We start from the raw sequence: 17,346 nt of genomic DNA on the forward strand, positions 1-17,346 counted from the left end.
CCGGGGCGGCGTCCCTAAACTCGCAGGACCGGTGTGGCTGTTCCCGCCGGAAGCTCCTTGGGCGGGGCCGATGCAGACGAGTGACCTAAACCAGGAGCTCACCCCCAGTCGACGTCGGCCCGCCCAAGGCCCCACCCCGGCGCCGGTAGAGTACATCCATGCCCTCCAGTGCCGACACCCCTCCCGCTCCCGGCCTGAACCCCGGGGGCGTGGACGAACTCCTGGACGTGGCCCGGGTGGTTAGCCTGCCGATGCGGGTGAAGTTCCGCGGCATCACCCAGCGCGAGGCTCTGCTGCTGCCGGGCCCGCTCGGCTGGGGCGAGTTCTGCCCCTTCCCCGAATACGGCGACGCCGAAGCCTCCGGCTGGCTGGCCGCCGCGATCGAGGCCGGCTGGCAGGGCTTCCCCGAACCCCGGCGGACCAGCATCCCGGTCAACGCCACAGTCCCCGCGGTTGCCGCGGAGCGCGTGCCGGAGATCCTGGCGCGCTTCGGCCGGGTGGACGCGGTCAAGGTCAAGGTTGCCGAGCCGGGCCAGACGCTCGAGGACGACGCCGCCCGGGTAGCCGCCGTCCGTGCCGCGCTGCCGGACGCCGCGATCCGGGTCGACGCCAACGGCGGCTGGGACGTGCCGGCCGCCGTCGAGGCGCTGACCCGGCTGGCCGCCGTCGGGCTCGAATATGCCGAACAGCCGGTGCCGGACATCGCAGGCCTCGCCGAGGTGCGCCGCCGGCTCCGGGCCGCCGGCGTGCCGGTGCTGATCGCCGCGGATGAGAGCGTCCGCAAGGAGGACGATCCCCTGAAGGTGGCGCGGGCCGGCGCCGCGGACCTGATTGTGGTGAAGGTGGCGCCCCTGGGCGGCGTGCGGCGGGCCCTGGACATCGTGGCGCAGGCCGGGCTGCCCGCCGTCGTCAGTTCCGCCCTGGACACTTCCGTGGGGATCCGCGCCGGGCTTGCGCTCGCCGCTGCCCTGCCTGAGCTGCCCTATGCCTGCGGGCTGGGCACGGTGTCGCTGCTCGCCGCCGACGTCAGCCGGGATTCCCTGGTCCTCGACGACGGCGCCATCCGGCTCCGGGACGTCGCGGTCGACGCCGGGCTGCTGGCCGAGTATGCGGCCCCGCCGGAGCGCGGGGACTGGTGGCTGGACCGGCTCAGGCGGGTTTACGCCGTCATGGCAGCAGGGCAGATCCGGTATGGGAAGATGAAGCCATGACTTCCCGCGGCCCCGTATGGCTTCCCAGGAGGGGTGGCCGTTGGTGCGGAGAGATGGGCGGCACCGCCCTCTTGATCATGATAAGCGTTGCCGGATGTTCGGTTCCCGGCGCACCGGCGTCCCCCGCCGCCTCGAGCGAGGCCGCAACGCCGGAAGTGACGGCGTCATCGTCGGCGTCAGGCCCAGCACAGGACATTTCGGGCACCGGAAACACGGCGTCCGCGGCTGCTTCAGCCCCAGACATCAAGGCCACCGTGCAGGCAGCCTTACGAACATTGGTCGGGTCGGCCCCGCAACCGAGCCGGGAGCAGATCCGGACGAGTCTGGCCGATGCCGGCTTCGCCCCCGCCACGGTAGAGGTTTCCGCCCCGCGCACTCCAACTGGCCTGGCCGTAGATGCAATGGACGTCGGCGTGTTGCGAGGCGGCCAGTGCGTGATGGCGCAGATCCGCTCCGGAAACGTGGAAGCCACTGTATTGCCGGCTCTGAAGAGCGGACGATGCTTTATCGGCAAGGCCAACGGGTAGTGGGGACTCTGCTGACCCGTCGTTCCGAAGTCCGGAAGCGATCGAAACCGGGCCCCCGTCGCCCCCTGCTGCCGATCGTGCAGGTGGTGGGTGAACTCCTCATCACACTGGGGGTGATAGCGCTTCTCTTTGTGGCCTGGGAATTGTGGTGGACCAACGTTGAAGCCGACGCCGCCCAGGGTGCCGCGGTGAAACAATTCGTCCAGGAAAATCCGGTGCCCTCCACCCCTACCGCCGGGACTTCTGCGGGAAGCGCAGCGGCCGCGGGAGGTACGGGGTCCCAGATCCCGGTGGTCGGAACGGCACCCGCCCACGGCAAGGCGATCGGGGTGATCTATATTCCCCGTCTCGGCGCCGACTACAGCCGCCCGATCATCGAGGGCACCAGCCCGGACGTCCTGGACACACTCGGCCTGGGCCACTACGGAGGAACGGCGATGCCGGGGGCCGTGGGGAACTTTGTGCTGGCCGGCCACCGTCAAACCCACGGCGCCGTGCTCGATGCCATCCATACGCTGGTGCCCGGGGATAACATCTACGTCCAGACCGCCGACGGGTTCTACACCTATGTCTTCCGCAACCAGGAAATTGTCTTGCCGGACCGCACCGATGTGCTGGCGCCGGTGCCGACTGAACCGGGCGTAAAACCGGAGCAGGGAATCCTGACTTTGACAAGCTGCAACCCGCGTTTCGGGTCGCAGGAGCGCATCATCGCCTACTCCGTTTTTGATTCGTGGCAGCCGCTCAGTGCCGGGCCGCCGGCCGCCATTGCGAAGCAGCTCGCTGAGCTGCAGGGAAAGGGATAGGCCATGTACGGTTGGATCTTTCGACACCTCCCCGGGCCCCTGTGGGCCCGGGTGGCACTGTCCCTGGTGCTACTTGCGGGGGCCCTGGTGGTGTTGGTTCAGTTTGCTTTCCCTTGGATCGCTGATGTTACAAATCTGACCGGGGCTACTGTCGGACAGAACTGAGAGTCGAGCCTGAGTTAACCGGAACTTCACCGACAGGACCGCTCCGCGTAGTCCGGCGCTGACAGGGTGGCGGGGACGCAACCCCCTGCCTTGGAAGGTCTCTCCCATGTCTGTCCCCACCGGACGCAAGTTCTCCCTGCTGCCCATGCTGGGCCACACGAAGGGCAAGCGCAGCCCCGTGACCTGCGCGCTCAAGTGTGACAACGCCTGCTCGGGCGAGGTCTGCAACAGCAGCTCCAACGACTACTTCCGCGACATTGCCTCCGCCACGATGTCCCGCCGCTCCGCCCTCGGCTTCGGCGCCGCCGGCGCGCTCGCCGTCGTCTTTGGCAACGCCGTGACCTCGGCGCAGCCGGCCACCGCAGGCGGCCCGGGCCTGGCCGCCGCCGCCAAGGACGGCTTTGGCAAGTCCAAGCTGACGTTCACCGCGATCGCGCCGGTTGACGCCGCCGTCGACGCGTTCACCGTCCCGGCAGGGTTCACGTGGCAGCCGATCATCCGCTGGGGAGACCCGCTCTTCAACGATTCGCCCGCCTTCGACGTCGACCGCCAGAGCGCCGCAGCGCAGGCCCGCCAGTTCGGCTACAACAACGACTACACGGACATCCTGCCCCTGGACGACAAGAACCGCCGGGCCGTGCTCTTCACGAACCACGAGTACACGAACGAGAACATCATGGTTCCGGCAGGCTTTGACGCCGCGGAGAAGCGGGCCATCGGCCGCGCCGCCCACGGGCTCACCGTCGTCGAGCTGGAACGCCAGAACAAAAATCAGCCGTGGAGCTACGTCAAGGGCGCGGAACTGAACCGGCGCTTCCTGACCGACACCAGCTACGAACTGACCGGCCCCGCCGCCGGCTCCGCGCTGGTCAGCACCGTGGCCGACCCTGCCGGGCGGACCATTAAGGGCACGCTGGGCAACTGCTCCGGCGGCACCACCCCCTGGGGCACCATCCTCTCCGGCGAGGAGAACTTCAACGGCTACTTCGTGTCCGCCGGCACGTCCGCCACGGACAAGCGCTACGGCCTCACCAGCAAGCCGACCGCCCGGCAGTGGGAGCTCGATGACCCGCGCTTCGATACGCGCAAGGAGGGCTACGCCAACGAAAGCAACCGCTTCGGCTGGATCGTGGAGGTGGACCCCCTCGACCCGAACTCGACGCCGAAGAAGCACTCCGCGATGGGCCGCTTCAAGCACGAGGGCGCCAACGTGATTGTGGCCGCTTCCGGGCACGTAGTTGCCTACATGGGCGACGACGAGCGCTTCGACTACCTCTACAAGTTCGTCTCCAAGGACAAGTACCGCGAAGGCGACCGCAAGCACAACCTGACCCTGCTCTCCGAGGGCGACCTCTACGTTGCCAAGTTCACCGGCGACTCCCCGGCTGCCGAAATCGACGGCTCGGGCAAGCTCCCCGCCGACGGCGCCTTCGACGGTTCAGGTGAATGGCTTCCGCTGGTCGTGGGAGGCAAGCCCATGGTTCCCGGCATGTCGGTCGAGGAGATCCTGGTCTACACCCGCGTTGCCGCGGACAAGGTCGGCCCCACCAAGATGGACCGCTGCGAGGACGTCCAGCCGAGCCCGCACACCGGCAAGGTCTACGTGGTCTGCACCAACAACTCGGACCGCGGCAAGACCGGCAAGGAGGGCGCCACCGAGGTCAACCCGCGCACGCTGAACCGTGACGGCCACATTGTGGAAATCACCGAAACCGGGGACCAGACCTCCACGAAGTTCAACTGGAACCTGCTGATGGTCTGCGGCGATCCGGCCAAGAACACCTCCGCCTACTTCGCCGGCTTCCCGGCCGACCAGGTTTCGCCGATTTCCTGCCCGGACAACGTGGCCTTCGACTCGGTCGGCAACATGTGGATCGCCACCGACGGCGCCCCCTCGAGCATCGGTTACGCGGACGGCCTGTTCAAGGTCACCCTCGACGGGCCGGAGCGCGGCCGCGTGGAGCAGTTCCTTGCCGTGCCGCGCGACGCCGAGACCTGCGGGCCGATCATCCACGACGAGGAACGGCATGTGTTCGTCGCCGTGCAGCACCCGGGCGAGGAGGGCTCGTTCGCGGCCCAGCACTCGGCGTTCCCGGACTACGTGCCCGCCGGCGCGGCGCCGAAGCCGGGCCAGGCCCGGATTCCCCGCCCGTCCGTAGTCCAGGTCTTCCGCACCGACGACTAAGTCCTGACTGCAACGCGGGGTCACTTCGCGTCCATACCGGGGGTCCGGATGGGCGCGAAGTGACCCCGCGTTGCTTTTGAGGGAGCGTCCGGGGCGGCGGGGAACTGATAATTTGAACAGTGTGAATAATCCGGCCGAAATGGTTGTCCCCAGAGTCCAGGCAGCTATTGCCCATGCCTTCGGCGAGGAGTTCCGCCAGACCGACCCGGTGATCCGGCCCTCGCAGTTCGCGGACATCCAGATCAACGCTGCCATGGCGCTGGCCAAGAAGGTCGGGCTGGCGCCGCGTGACGCCGCCGCCAGGATCGTGGAGGCCCTGGACCTCGACGGCGTCTGCAGCCTCGTAGAGATCTCCGGGCCGGGCTTCATCAACCTCACCTTCGACGGCACTTGGATCGAGGAACTGCTCAACACGCCTAAGTCGAAGGGCGGGCAGCCGGAGCCGCTGCACCGCGTCGTCGTCGACTATTCCTCCCCGAACGTGGCCAAGGAAATGCACGTCGGACACCTCCGCACCACCGTCGTCGGGGACAGCATTGTGCGCGTGCTCGAGGCGCTGGGCCACACGGTGATCCGGCAGAACCACATCGGCGACTGGGGCACACCGTTCGGCATGCTGATCGAGCACTGGCTCGAGGTGGGGGAGGACTCGCCGGAGGCCGCCCTGCTGGTCGATGACCCGAGCGCCTTCTACCAGGCCGCGCGGGCGAAGTTCGATGCCTCCGCCGCCGACCCCGACGGCTTCGCAACCCGTGCCCGGCTCCGTGTCGTGGCGCTGCAGGGCGGGGACGCGGACACCTTCGCCGTCTGGCAGCGGCTCGTGGCGCAGTCCAAACGCTACTTCAACGCGATCTACGCGATGCTCGGCATCAGCCTCACGGACGACCACATAGCCGGCGAAAGCTCCTACGACGCGCACCTGGCACAGCTGTGCCAGGAACTTGAGGAGCGCGGCATCGCCCGGATCAGCGAGGGCGCCCTCTGCACCTTCCCGGCCGGCTTTACCGGCCGCGACGGCGACCCGCTGCCACTGATCATCCGCAAGTCCGACGGCGGCTACGGCTACGGCACCACCGACCTCGCCACCATCCGGTACCGGGTCCGGGAGCTGGCCGCCGACCGCGTGCTCTACGTGGTGGGCGCCCCGCAGAACGTGCACCTGCGCATGGTGATGGCCACAGCCCGCGACGCCGGCTGGCTGCCGGACACCGTGGAGGCCACCCACGTCCAGATCGGCAACGTGCTCGGCGAGGACGGCAAGATCCTCAAGTCCCGCGCCGGCAACCCGGTCAAGCTGATGGCGCTGCTGCAGGAGGCCGTGGACCGCGCCCGCGCCGTCATCGACGCCAGCAGGCCCGAGCTCAGCGACGAGGAACGCGCCGTCACCGCCCGCCAGGTGGGCATCGGCGCGGTCAAGTACGCGGACCTCTCCACCGGCCACGACACCGAGTACGTCTTCGACTTCGACCGGATGCTCGCGCTGACCGGCAACACCGGCCCGTACGTCCAGTACGCCGCCGCCCGGATCCGCTCCATCCTGCGCAAGGCCGGCGCGCTGGAGCAGCACCTCGGCGCCGCGGGGGCTGGGGCCGCCGCGGCCGTGCCGGCGGCGACCATCGCCGTCGTCGAACCCGCCGAACGCGCGCTGGCCCTGCACCTGCTCGAATACGACGCCACGCTGCAAAAGGTCGGAGAACTGCTGGAACCGCACCGGCTCTGCGCCTACCTGTTCGAACTCGCGCAGCTGTTCACCTCCTTCTACGACCAGTGCCCCGTGCTCAAGGCCGAGGACACGGTCCGCGAATCCCGGCTGGCCTTGTGCGGACTCGTGCTGCGCCGGCTCTCCAGCGGCCTGGACCTGCTGGGCATCGAGACGCCGGAGAACATGTGAGCCCGGACGCGGCCGCGGCGGGCCCCTCAGGGTCCGGTCACCTGGCCTCGGTGGAGGCCGCGCGGATGGCCGTCGCCGCCCTGATCGGGTCAGGGGTGCGTTACGTCGTGGTGGCCCCGGGCTCCCGCTCCGCGCCGATGGCTTACGCCCTGGCCGAGGCCGACGCCGCGGGCCGGGTCGAACTGCTGGTCCGGATCGACGAACGCGACGCCGGCTTCACCGCTCTGGGCCTGGCCCTGGCCACCGGCGCCCCCGCCGCCGTCCTGACCACCTCGGGCACCGCCGTCGGTAACCTGCTGCCGGCCGTGATGGAAGCCAACCATGCCGCCGTGCCCCTGGTGGTCCTCTCGGCCGACCGTCCCGAGGAACTCCGCGGCACCGGGGCCAACCAGACCACCGTGCAGCCGGACCTGTTCGGCGAGCACGTCCGCTTCGCCGCCGACGTGCCGGCGGGCGCGAACCCGCTCCGGGCCGTCGAGACCGCGCTGAACGCCGCCACCGGCGCCTTCGAGGACATCCCGCCCGGCCCGGTGCAGCTGAACCTCGCATTCCGCGACCCGCTGGTCCCCGCCGCGCGCGACGGCCTGGGCGAGGGCTCCGACCGCCGGATTCACCAGGCCGCGCGGCACCCGCTGGCGCTGGACTTCCCGGCCGCCTCCCCGGCACTGCCCGAGCGGCGCACCGTGGTTCTCGCCGGGCACGACGCCGGACCGGTCGCCGAGGCGTTCGCCCGCGCCCACGGCCTGCCGCTGCTCGCCGAACCCTCCTCCAACGCCCGCTTCGGCCCGAACGCCGTGGGACCGTACCGGCTGCTGCTGGAGCACTTTGGCCCGGAGTCCGGACAGCCAATCGAACGGGTGGTGCTGTTCGGCCGGCCCACGCTATCCCGGCCCGTGTCAGCCCTCCTCGCCCGCGCCGACGTGCCGTCCGCCCTCTACCAGCCCGTTCCGGTGGCCTGGTACGAGCCCGGCCGGCGCACCGAACTGCCGCTCGAGACCCTTGCGGACCTGGCTGACTTTGCCGGCCGGGGCAGCGCGGCGTGGCTCGATGCCTGGCTGCTGGCCGGGGCGGCCGCCCAGCACGCCCTGGACCTGGTTCTCGCGGAGTCGGCCGCGTCCGGGCCTGCCGTGGGCGCCTTAGTTTGGGAGCACACGCGCGGGCAGTTGGTCTTGGGTTCCTCCAACGGGATCCGCGACGTCGATTTGGCCGGCACCCCGGCCCCGGAACCGCAGGCCACCGTCTTCGCCAACCGCGGACTGGCCGGGATCGACGGTACCGTCGCCACCGCCACCGGCATCGCCGTCGGCGGCCGGCAGGAAACCACGGTGCTGCTCGGCGACGTGACCTTCCTGCATGACGCCGGCGGGCTGCTGCTCGGCGCCGGCGAGACCGAACCGGCGCTGCGGATCGTGGTCCTCAACGACGCCGGCGGCGCCATCTTCGGGCTCCTGGAGCACGGCGCCGTCGAGCAGTCCGGCCGCTACGGCACCGCCGTCGAACGCCTCTTCGGCACTCCGCACTCCGTGGACATCTCCGCCCTCGCGGCGGCATACGGCGTCGCCCACCGCACGGTCAGCACGACGGCGGAGCTCGCCGCGGCGCTGGCGGACCCCGTGCAGGGCCGCACCATCATCGAGGTGCGGACCGGCCGCCACGGGCTCCGCGAACTGCACGGGCGAATCCGCGAGACGGTCTCCGCCGCCGTGGCAGGCGTCCTCGGGCGTTAGGCCGGACCAACCACCGTATTGTCCGGGAAAGGCAAGATTGATGCTGTCTGAAACGTCGAAGCGTACTGACGAGGCCCGCTTGAGACGTCGGGGTTTCCTCCTCGAAGGAATCACCTTGGGCTGGAACGTCATTGGCGTAGTCGTTCTGGCCGTTGCCTCGATCGCGGCCGGCTCGGTGGCGTTGGCTGGCTTCGGCCTGGATAGCCTGATCGAAATCGGCGCCAGCACCGTGGTCATTTGGGAGCTCTCCGGCGCCGGGGAACGGCGCCAGCGTATAGCGCTGACGTTGATCGCCGGGGCGTTCGTGGCACTGGCCCTCTACCTCACTATCCAGTCCGGCGTCGCGCTGAGGGCCGGGCACCGTGCGCAGCCCAGCACGGCCGGGATGATTTGGACGGCGGTGACGGCTGTGGTCATGTTTGTTCTCGCCGCGGGGAAAGCGCGCACGGGCAAAGCCCTGGGCAACCCCGTCCTGACCGCAGAGGGCAGGGTGACGTTTATCGATGGGCTTCTGGCCTCCGCCGTGTTGGCCGGGATCCTGCTGGATGCCCTCGCCGGGTGGTGGTGGGCTGACCCGGTGGCCGGCTTTGTGATCGTCTACTATGCGATCCGCGAAGCCGTTGCCATCTTCCGCCACGCACACTGACCATCGGCCGGAAAGGGCTACGAAGACGGACAGCCGCTACGTGGTTCCACGTAGCGGCTGTCCGAAATCAGCGCAGAAAGTTGCTCCTTAGAGCACCCGGCTCAGGAACTCCTTGGTGCGGGCGTGCTGCGGGTTCGCGAGCACCTCGCGCGGGTCGCCGGATTCGACGACGACGCCGCCGTCCATGAAGGTCAGCCGGTCGCCGACCTCCCGGGCGAAACCGATCTCGTGCGTCACCACGATCATGGTCATGCCCGACTTGGCGAGATCCTTCATGACGTTCAGCACGTCGCCCACAAGCTCCGGGTCCAGTGCGGACGTCGGCTCATCGAAGAGCATCAGTTCCGGGTCCATGGCCAGGGCCCGGGCGATGGCCACGCGCTGCTGCTGCCCGCCGGACAGCTGCGAGGGGTAGTGGCCGGCCCGGTCCGCGAGTCCAACCCGGTCCAGCAACTCCAGTGCCCGCTTCCGGGCGGCGTCCTTCGGCTGGCCCTTGACCTGGACCGGAGCCTCCATGACGTTCTGCAGCGCCGTCTTGTGCGGGAACAGGTTGAAGCGCTGGAAGACCATGCCGATCTCGCGGCGCTGGGCCGCGATTTCCTTGGTCTTCAGATCATGCAGGCGGCCGTTGACCTCGCGGTAGCCGATCAACTCACCGCCGACGGAAATCCGGCCGGCGCTGATGGTTTCAAGAAGGTTGACGCAGCGCAGCATGGTGGACTTGCCGGAGCCGGACGGGCCGATCACCACCGACACTTCGCCCTGGTTGACGGTCAGGTCGATGCCGCGCAGCACGTGATGCTGCCCGTAGAACTTGTGGAGGCCTTCGATCTTGACCAGCGGGTTCTCAGTGGTGATCGTCATCGTGCACTCTCCTCGGGGAAGTCCGTCTTCATCGAGCGCTGCGCGTCAGCACCGGCTCCTGCGGCCTTGGCGGCTGCGGGGTTCACCGCGGCAGGGGACAGGTTGTCCACGCCCTTGCCGTAGTAGGCCTCGATGAAGTGCTGGCCGACCATCAAAATGCTGGTGATGACGAGATACCAGATGGCCGCCACGATGAGCAGCGGCACCGGCAGGTACGTCCGGTTGGCCAGCGTGTTGGTGGCGAAGGTCAGGTCCAGGGTGAACGGGACCGCGAGCACCAACGAGGTGGTCTTCAGCATGCCGATGGTTTCATTGCCGGTCGGCGGCACGATCACGCGCATGGCCTGCGGCAGGATGATCCGCCACATGATCTTGGTCTTGCCCATGCCCAGGGCTTCGGCTGCTTCCATCTGGCCGCGGTCCACCGATTTCAGGCCGGCGCGGAAGATCTCGGCAAGGTAGGCCGATTCGTTGAGGCCCAGACCCAGGATCGCCGCAACCGTGGCCGTCACGATGGTGCTGGTGTCGACGCTGAAGAGCTCCGGTCCAAACGGGACGCCGGCGCTGATCTTCGGATAGAGCACGGAGATCAGACCCCAGAACACCAGCTGCGTGTAGACCGGAGTACCGCGGAAGAACCAGACCCAGACCCAGCTGGACCAGCGGAAGACCGGGTTGTCGGACTGCCTCATGAAAGCCAGCAGAATCGCGAGGATGATGGCCAGCACCATCGAGGCCACCGTCAGGAGCAGCGTCCAGCCGACACCCTGGACCACCTTGACGTCCAGGATGTACGTGCCGACGATGTCCCACCGGAAGTTGCGGTTGGTGACCAGGGACTGCAGGAACACGGCGAGGAAACCGAGGATGATTATCGCGCTGATCCAGCGGCCCGGGTGCCGCACGGGCACGGGCTTGTTCAGGACCGGTGCTGCGTGGTTGTGCTTACTTTCCATCCCTACCCCTGATGAGTGGTCGGTGGCGGGAAGACTCAAGACGCGGCCGCCGGGTTGACCTCGGACTTGGTGATGGCACCTTCAGCGTTGCCCCAGCCCTCGAGGATCTTCTTGTAGGAGCCGTCCTGGATCAGCTTGGTCATCGTCTTCTGGATGACGTCGGCGAGCGCAGTGTCAGACTTGGCAACGGCGATGCCCTGCGGAGCGGCGTCGTAGACGTCGCCGAGCTTCTCGAGCTGTCCGTTCGTCTGGGTCAGGGCGTAGCCGATGATGGGGGAGTCAGCAGCCATGGCGTCGATGCTGCCGTTGACCAGCCGGGTGGTCACGTCGGTCTGGTTCTTGAGCGTGACGATATCGATCGGCTTCTTGCCTTCCGCCGTGCACTTCTTGTTCCGGTCCGACAGATCCGGGTCTTCCTGCACGGTGCCGGTCTGGACGCCAATCGACTTGCCGCAGACGTCGTCAAGGGAGAACTTCTTCGGGTTGCCCTTCTGCACGGCCCAAGCGGTGCCGGCATTGAAGTAGCTGACCATGTTCACGGCGCCGAGGCGCTCCTTGTTGATGGTGAAGGAGGAAATGCCAAGGTCGTACTTCGGGCCCAGCGCGGGGAGGATCCCGGTGAACTCGGCGGTCTGCACCTGGACTTTGAGCCCCAGGGTGGCGCCAATAGCCTTCGCGATGTCGACGTCGTAACCAACCGCGGTCTGGCCGTCGTTGCCGAGGAACTCCGCCGGAGCGTAGCTCGTGTCAGCGCCGATGGTCAGGGTGCCCTTGGACTTGATGGCCGCCGGAACCATGGCCGCCAGCGCATCGTCCTTCTTGACCGTCGTGGGGTCGAAACTGGCCTTGGCGGCGCTGCCCGACGGCGTCGCCGCGCCGCCCGTACCGGTCTCGGAGGCGTTGGTGCAGGCCGAGAGCGCGAGGACGCCGACGGCGAGCACGGCGGCGGCCTTGACTTTGGAGTTGCTCAGGAGCGAACGGGAGATCTGCATTTTTCTTACCTTTTGTTGCAGGGGATGCGAAAACTAAGTCGGTGTATAGTGTATCGCCGAACAAGAGATGTGCGTCACAGAAAACTTAGTTTCACTATTGGATAACTAAATGCCGGCGGTTTTCAAGGGGTGCCGCGTGGCCAATGTCTGTAATGACGGATTCGCCTCGCCAGCCACAGAGGGGCCGGACTTCCCGGTCAGCTGCTGATGCCGAGGGATTCCAGCATCGGCCGGAACTTCGCCCAGGTCTCGGCCAGTTCCGCCTCGGGAACGGATCCCTCGACGACGCCGCAGCCGGCGTAGAGCCGGACCGTGTCCGGGGACTCGATGACCGCGCCGCGCAGTGCGATGCCCCACTCGCCGTTGCCCGCGGCGTCGAGCCAGCCGACCGGACCGGCATACGGGCCGCGGTCCAGGTGCTCGAGTTTGCGGATCAGGGCCCCGGCCACGGTGGTGGGGGTGCCGCAGACCGCGGCCGTGGGGTGCAGGGCGTTGATCAGGGCCAGGCAGGTAGGCACGTGGCCCTCGACCTCGGTCAGTTCGGCCTTGACGTCGGAGGCCAGGTGCCAGACATTCGGCAGTTCCAGGATGAACGGCTCGCTGTGGGCGTTCATGGCCTCGGAGAAGGGTGCCAGTTGGGTGGTGAGCGACGCGATGGCGATGTCGTGCTCGTGCCGCTGCTTCTCGGAGCCGGCCAGGACCCGCTCGGCGAATTCCATCGGCGAGCCGGCCATGCCCTCGGCGTCGCGGCGGTCCAGGGTGCCGGCGAGGACACGGGCCTGCGCGGTGCGGCCTTCCACCTGGATTAGCATTTCGGGGGTGGAGCCCACGAGGCCGTCGACGCCGTAGGTCCAGCATTCGCGGTAGCGGACGGCGAGCTGGCGCAGGATCTCGGCGGCGTTCACGCCGTCGGGCACGGTGGCGACAATGTCGCGCGCCAGCACCAGTTTCTCCAGTGCCCCGGTGCGGATTTCCGCGACGCCCTCGGCGACGGCGGCCATCCAGTCCGCCTCGGTGAGGGATCCGGTGCTGAGCTTCGCATCCCGCGACGGGGTCTCCGACGGCGACGACTGTTCCGCCGTCGCCGGGTCCGCCGTCGGCCCGTCGCCGTCCGCGTCCAGCCACCGGCGCAGGGCGGCGCGGGCGCCGCCCGCGGTGAGCTCGCCGTCGTCGAAGGTGAGCTGGGTGAGCCAGGCTTTGCCGTCGCGCAGCCCCACCACGATTTCGGGCACAATCAGCCGGGATTCGTGCGCTGACACCTTGGAGAAGGCGAAGGAGCCAAAGGCCACCGGGCCGGTTCCCGGGCAGTCGACGGCGTCGCTGATCTCCGCTTCCAGGACCAGGTGCCGCCACCAGATGTCCGCCTCGAGGAAGCGCTCCGGACCGGTGGCGGTGAAGCGGGCGACCTCGCCGAAGCCGACCAGGCCGGCCTCGCGACGGGTCCAGCACAGCACGTCATCACGGACCAGAAACGACGGCAGCCCCCCGGGGAACGAATCTGCATCGAGGGGGACTGTCAGTGTCCTGATAATTCTGGTAGGGAGGGCGCTCGTCATGATGAGACAACACTACTCCCGCCGCACGCCGCGCCCCGGCCGGGCCCGTGGTTAGGGGGTGCGTCGAAGATTTGAGACAATAACGGGGTGAACCGAGCATCCTTGGATAAGCGTCCGGACGAAGTAGCCACGATGTTTGACGACGTCGCCCCTAAATACGACGTCGTCAACGATGTCCTGTCGATGGGACAGACGCGCCGCTGGCGCCGGATCGTCGTCGAAGCCATGGACGTGAAGCCCGGCCAGCGTGTGCTGGACCTCGCCGCGGGAACCGGCACTTCCAGCGAACCGTACGCCGACGCCGGGATCGACGTCGTTGCCTGCGACTTCTCCCTGGGCATGCTCAAGGTGGGCAAGCGTCGCCGCCCGGACATCAACTTCGTCGCCGGTGACGCCACCCGTCTTCCGTTCGCGGACAACACCTTCGATGCCAGCACCATCTCCTTCGGCCTGCGCAACGTCAATGAGCCCAAGAAGGCCCTCGCCGAGATGCTCCGGGTCACCAAGCCCGGCGGCCGGCTGGTCATCGCCGAGTTCTCCCAGCCGGTGGTGCCGCTCTGGCGCACCATGTACACCGAATACCTGATGCGTGCCCTGCCCGCGATCGCCGTCAAGGTCTCCTCCAACCCGGACGCCTACGTGTACCTCGCCGAGTCCATCCGCGCCTGGCCGGACCAGGACCACCTCGCCGCCTGGCTGCAGGAGGCCGGCTGGGAATCCGTCACATACCGGAACCTCAGCGGCGGCATCGTCGCCGTGCACCGCGCCCAGAAGCCGGCCGGCACCGACCCTGCCGCGGTCGCCAGGGCTCTGGCGAACCACAGCGGGCCCGTGGCCAAGCTGCGGCGCAACATCACCCGGCCCGAGCGTTAGCTGATCGTTGCCGTGAAAGTACTGATCGTCGGGGCGGGGCCGGCCGGATCCACCGCCGCGTTCTACCTTGCCCAGGCCGGCATCGACGTCACGGTGCTGGAAAAGACCAGCTTCCCGCGTGAGAAGGTCTGCGGCGACGGACTGACCCCGCGAGCAGTCCGGGAGATCCAGAAGCTTGGCCTGCCGCACCCGGAAGCCGACGGCTGGCGACGCAACAAGGGCCTGCGCCTGATCGCCGGCGGCCACACCATTGAACTGCCCTGGCCCGAGGTCTCCGACTTCCCGCAGTACGGCCTGATCCGCACCCGCCTCGGCTTCGATGAAGAACTGGCCCGGCACGCCCAGTCCGCGGGCGCCGTCGTACTGGAACGCCACAGTGTCACCGAAGCGCTGCGCGCCGAGGACGGCCGCGTCACCGGCGTCCGCGCCGCACTGCTGGACGACGCCGGCCGGAAGACCGGCGAAACTCAGGACTTCAGCGCCGACGTAGTGCTCGCCGCCGACGGAAACTCCACCCGCACCGCCGTCTCGCTGGGCATCCAGAAGCGCGACGACCGTCCGCTCGGCGTGGCCGTGCGCACCTACTTCACCAGCCCGCGGCACGACGACGACTGGATGGAAGGCTGGCTGGAGCTTCCGGGCCGCGACGGCAAGCTGCTGCCCGGTTACGGGTGGGTGTTCGGCGTCGGGGACGGCACCTCCAACGTGGGCCTGGGCATCCTGAACTCGTCCAAGGAATTCGGCAAGCTGGACTACAAGCAGGTCCTGCGCGAATGGACCGCCGGCATGCCCGCGGACTGGGGCTTCACCCCGGAAAACCAGGTGGGCGAGATCCGCGGCGCCGCGCTGCCCATGGGCTTCAACCGCACCCCGCACTACTCGCCGGGCCTGCTGCTGCTCGGCGACGCCGGCGGCATGGTCTCCCCGTTCAACGGCGAAGGCATCTCCTACGCCATGGAATCCGCCCGCTTCGCGGCCGAGTTCATCATCGACACCGCCGCGCGGTCGGCTTCGGCGGCCTGGAGCACGGCCGACGCCGATGCCCGGCTCGCCGGCTACGCGGACTTCGTCCGGGACCAGTGGGGCTCGCACTTCACCCTGGGCCGCGCCTTCGCCGCCGTGATCGGCAAGCCGGCCGTGATGAAACTGGCGCTCCGGACGGGCATGCCCATCCTTCTGCTGATGAAGTTTGTGGTCCGGCTGCTGGCCAACCTGACCGACCCCTCGGCCAAGGGCATCGAGGACCGGATGATCCGCGTCCTGGAAGCCCTGGTCCCGGCCACTTCCAATACCCGGCCCGTTTCAGACTCAACCCCGCGGATTCCGCAACAAAAAGTTAGGGTTAACCCGTGACCAACTCTGCAGACCAAAGCTGGACGCACGCCGGGCACGGCCTGCCGAGCGCTGAACCGGACCTGAACACCACCGCCATCGCCACCGGGCTCCAGCTGCCGGCCGGTTTCGCGGCGATCGCGGGGGACCCGGAACTCGGCCCGGCCATCACCACCAACCTGGCCCGGGTGGAGAAGAAGCTGCGCGAGGCCATCGCCAACTCGGATCCGCTGGCCGACGCCACCTCGCGCCACCTGGTGGAAGCCGGCGGCAAGCGCATCCGGCCGCTGCTGACCCTGCTCTGCGCCCACCTTGGCGACGCCTCGCTGCCGGCCGTGGTGCAGGCCGCCGTCGTCGTCGAACTGACGCACTTGGCCACGCTGTACCACGACGACGTGATGGACTCCGCCCCGTTCCGCCGCGGCGCCCCCACCGCGCACGAGGTCTGGGGCAATTCCGTGGCCGTCCTGACCGGGGACCTGATCTTCGCCCGCGCCTCCATCCTGGTCTCCGAACTCGGGTCCCGCGCGCTCGGCATCCAGGCCCGGACCTTCGAGCGGCTCTGCCTCGGCCAGTTGCACGAGACCGTGGGCCCGCGCCCGGATGAGGATCCGGTGGCGCACTACCTGTCCGTGATCGCGGACAAGACCGGCTCGCTGGTGGCCGCGTCCGGCCAGCTCGGCGCGATCTTCGCCAACGCCGATCCGGCCTACGAGTCGCTGCTGGTGGAGTACGGCGAGAAGGTCGGCGTCGCCTTCCAGCTCGCCGACGACGTCATTGACGTCACCGGCGTCAAGGTCAAGTCCGGCAAGTCCCCGGGCACCGACCTGCGCGAAGGTGTGCCCACCCTGCCCGTGCTGCTGCTGCGCAAGGCGGCGGACGACGGCGACCAGTCCGCGGCCGAACTGTTGAAACTGATCGACGGCGACCTCAGCTCGGACGAGGCCCTCGCGGCCGCCGTCGCCGGTCTGCGCGAGCACCCGGTGACCGCCGAGTCCTGGACGGTGGCGCGCGCCTGGGCCGATGAGGCGATTGCTGCCCTCGCGCCGCTGCCGGAGGGTGTGGTCAAGGATTCGCTGACCAGCTTCGCCCACGCTGTGGTGGACCGCAGCAGCTAGTTTCTGCGGGCCTGCCGGGGGCCCGGCCGCGGCTGGGGCCGCTTGGGAGGGTAGTCGCCGTCGGGCGCTTTGCCGCGTCTGTTGCGCCAGAGTCTCTTAAACCGGAATGGCCCCGGTTCCTCACAACGTTACGAGTCGTCCGTTGTGCGGAACCGGGGCCATTTCTCCGTTCGCATCAGATTCACCGGAGGCATTTGGTGAACCCATGAATGAGCCTATGACAGTTGTGTCATGCTGTCTAGCGCATTTGTAAATTTGTTGTCACGGATTTGCGGACTGCGTTCCGGGCCGGGCGGGGGCACTTTGAGCCTCCATCGCTGAACCCCGGGCTGCCCGCCGGCGTGTCCGTGTCAATGTGCCCCCGGGCGGTGTTGGGGTTGTGGGGCGCGCAGTGGGTGTGTCGCGCCGGAGTTGTCTGCCGCTAGGCCGGCGGGCCTGTCAGTGGGTCAGCCTGGCGGTGCCGGGGCACATCGTCGTGATGTGGGCTGCGTTCCGGG

14 protein-coding genes are annotated in these 17,346 nt (G+C 68.5%); 10 read left to right on the forward strand and 4 right to left on the reverse strand.

The window, feature by feature from the left end:
- Window positions 1-158: 158 nt before the first annotated feature.
- The 7 genes from AC6I9V_RS11450 (at window position 159) to AC6I9V_RS11480 (ending at window position 9,158) form a co-directional block, all read left to right on the forward strand.
- A complete protein-coding gene (locus AC6I9V_RS11450; protein WP_497899538.1) occupies window positions 159-1,211 on the forward strand; it encodes an o-succinylbenzoate synthase in 1,053 nt (350 codons plus the stop codon).
- 77 nt (window positions 1,212-1,288) lie between these two features.
- The gene (locus AC6I9V_RS11455; protein ID WP_497900307.1) at window positions 1,289-1,738 is read left to right on the forward strand and encodes a DUF6993 domain-containing protein; all 450 of its coding nucleotides are present in this window, start codon (window positions 1,289-1,291) and stop codon (window positions 1,736-1,738) included.
- Entirely contained in the window at window positions 1,711-2,544 is an 834-nt protein-coding gene (locus AC6I9V_RS11460; protein WP_497899539.1) for a class E sortase, read from the forward strand. The genes AC6I9V_RS11455 and AC6I9V_RS11460 overlap by 28 nt, the downstream gene beginning before the upstream one ends.
- A 271-nt stretch (window positions 2,545-2,815) precedes the next feature.
- Entirely contained in the window at window positions 2,816-4,894 is a 2,079-nt protein-coding gene (locus AC6I9V_RS11465) for a PhoX family protein (protein ID WP_497899540.1), read from the forward strand.
- Window positions 4,895-5,033: 139 nt separating this feature from the next.
- Window positions 5,034-6,785, forward strand: coding sequence for an arginine--tRNA ligase (gene argS / locus AC6I9V_RS11470; RefSeq protein WP_497899541.1), 1,752 nt, complete (start codon window positions 5,034-5,036; stop codon window positions 6,783-6,785).
- A gap of 65 nt (window positions 6,786-6,850) precedes the next feature.
- Window positions 6,851-8,512 carry a 2-succinyl-5-enolpyruvyl-6-hydroxy-3-cyclohexene-1-carboxylic-acid synthase gene (gene menD, locus AC6I9V_RS11475; RefSeq protein WP_497900308.1) on the forward strand — a complete coding sequence of 554 codons (1,662 nt, stop codon included), beginning with the start codon at window positions 6,851-6,853 and terminating at the stop codon, window positions 8,510-8,512.
- 115 nt (window positions 8,513-8,627) lie between these two features.
- Complete coding sequence (locus AC6I9V_RS11480) at window positions 8,628-9,158, forward strand: cation efflux transmembrane domain-containing protein (RefSeq protein ID WP_497899542.1); 531 nt, start codon at window positions 8,628-8,630, stop codon at window positions 9,156-9,158.
- Between the two features lie 87 nt (window positions 9,159-9,245).
- On the opposite strand, the gene AC6I9V_RS11485 is transcribed toward AC6I9V_RS11480, so the two are convergent.
- The 4 genes from AC6I9V_RS11485 to AC6I9V_RS11500 all read right to left on the reverse strand — a co-directional run bounded on the left by AC6I9V_RS11485 (window position 9,246) and on the right by AC6I9V_RS11500 (window position 13,526).
- Complete coding sequence (locus tag AC6I9V_RS11485) at window positions 9,246-10,022, reverse strand: amino acid ABC transporter ATP-binding protein (protein ID WP_349412332.1); 777 nt, start codon at window positions 10,020-10,022, stop codon at window positions 9,246-9,248.
- Complete coding sequence (locus AC6I9V_RS11490; RefSeq protein WP_497899543.1) at window positions 10,019-10,978, reverse strand: amino acid ABC transporter permease; 960 nt, start codon at window positions 10,976-10,978, stop codon at window positions 10,019-10,021. Before AC6I9V_RS11490 ends, AC6I9V_RS11485 begins: the two co-directional genes overlap by 4 nt.
- 35 nt (window positions 10,979-11,013) lie before the next feature.
- A complete protein-coding gene (locus tag AC6I9V_RS11495; protein WP_349412330.1) occupies window positions 11,014-11,970 on the reverse strand; it encodes an ABC transporter substrate-binding protein in 957 nt (318 codons plus the stop codon).
- A 197-nt stretch (window positions 11,971-12,167) separates the two neighbouring features.
- Window positions 12,168-13,526: an isochorismate synthase gene (locus AC6I9V_RS11500; RefSeq protein ID WP_497899544.1), complete on the reverse strand. Its 1,359-nt coding sequence runs from the start codon at window positions 13,524-13,526 to the stop codon at window positions 12,168-12,170.
- An 87-nt stretch (window positions 13,527-13,613) separates the two neighbouring features.
- Between AC6I9V_RS11500 and AC6I9V_RS11505 the strand changes: the two genes are divergently transcribed.
- The 3 genes from AC6I9V_RS11505 to AC6I9V_RS11515 are packed head-to-tail and all read left to right on the forward strand — an operon-like array spanning window position 13,614 to window position 16,849.
- Window positions 13,614-14,399, forward strand: a complete 786-nt coding sequence (locus AC6I9V_RS11505; protein ID WP_497899545.1) for a demethylmenaquinone methyltransferase — start codon at window positions 13,614-13,616, stop codon at window positions 14,397-14,399.
- A gap of 12 nt (window positions 14,400-14,411) precedes the next feature.
- The gene (locus tag AC6I9V_RS11510; protein ID WP_497899546.1) at window positions 14,412-15,752 is read left to right on the forward strand and encodes a geranylgeranyl reductase family protein; all 1,341 of its coding nucleotides are present in this window, start codon (window positions 14,412-14,414) and stop codon (window positions 15,750-15,752) included.
- Entirely contained in the window at window positions 15,749-16,849 is a 1,101-nt protein-coding gene (locus AC6I9V_RS11515) for a polyprenyl synthetase family protein (protein WP_349412326.1), read from the forward strand. Before AC6I9V_RS11510 ends, AC6I9V_RS11515 begins: the two co-directional genes overlap by 4 nt.
- Window positions 16,850-17,346: the final 497 nt, after the last annotated feature.

This window comes from Arthrobacter sp. SlRoot2-15, from assembly GCF_059739345.1.

Coding starts and splice junctions, on each gene's coding strand:
- AC6I9V_RS11450 (WP_497899538.1), top strand. CDS start 159: ATGCCCTCCAGTGCCGACACCCCTCCCGCTCCCGGCCTGAACCCCGGG.
- AC6I9V_RS11455 (WP_497900307.1), top strand. CDS start 1,289: ATGATAAGCGTTGCCGGATGTTCGGTTCCCGGCGCACCGGCGTCCCCC.
- AC6I9V_RS11460 (WP_497899539.1), top strand. CDS start 1,711: ATGCTTTATCGGCAAGGCCAACGGGTAGTGGGGACTCTGCTGACCCGT.
- AC6I9V_RS11465 (WP_497899540.1), top strand. CDS start 2,816: ATGTCTGTCCCCACCGGACGCAAGTTCTCCCTGCTGCCCATGCTGGGC.
- argS (WP_497899541.1), top strand. CDS start 5,034: ATGGTTGTCCCCAGAGTCCAGGCAGCTATTGCCCATGCCTTCGGCGAG.
- menD (WP_497900308.1), top strand. CDS start 6,851: ATGGCCGTCGCCGCCCTGATCGGGTCAGGGGTGCGTTACGTCGTGGTG.
- AC6I9V_RS11485 (WP_349412332.1), bottom strand. CDS start 10,022: ATGACGATCACCACTGAGAACCCGCTGGTCAAGATCGAAGGCCTCCAC.
- AC6I9V_RS11490 (WP_497899543.1), bottom strand. CDS start 10,978: ATGGAAAGTAAGCACAACCACGCAGCACCGGTCCTGAACAAGCCCGTG.
- AC6I9V_RS11495 (WP_349412330.1), bottom strand. CDS start 11,970: ATGCAGATCTCCCGTTCGCTCCTGAGCAACTCCAAAGTCAAGGCCGCC.
- AC6I9V_RS11500 (WP_497899544.1), bottom strand. CDS start 13,526: ATGACGAGCGCCCTCCCTACCAGAATTATCAGGACACTGACAGTCCCC.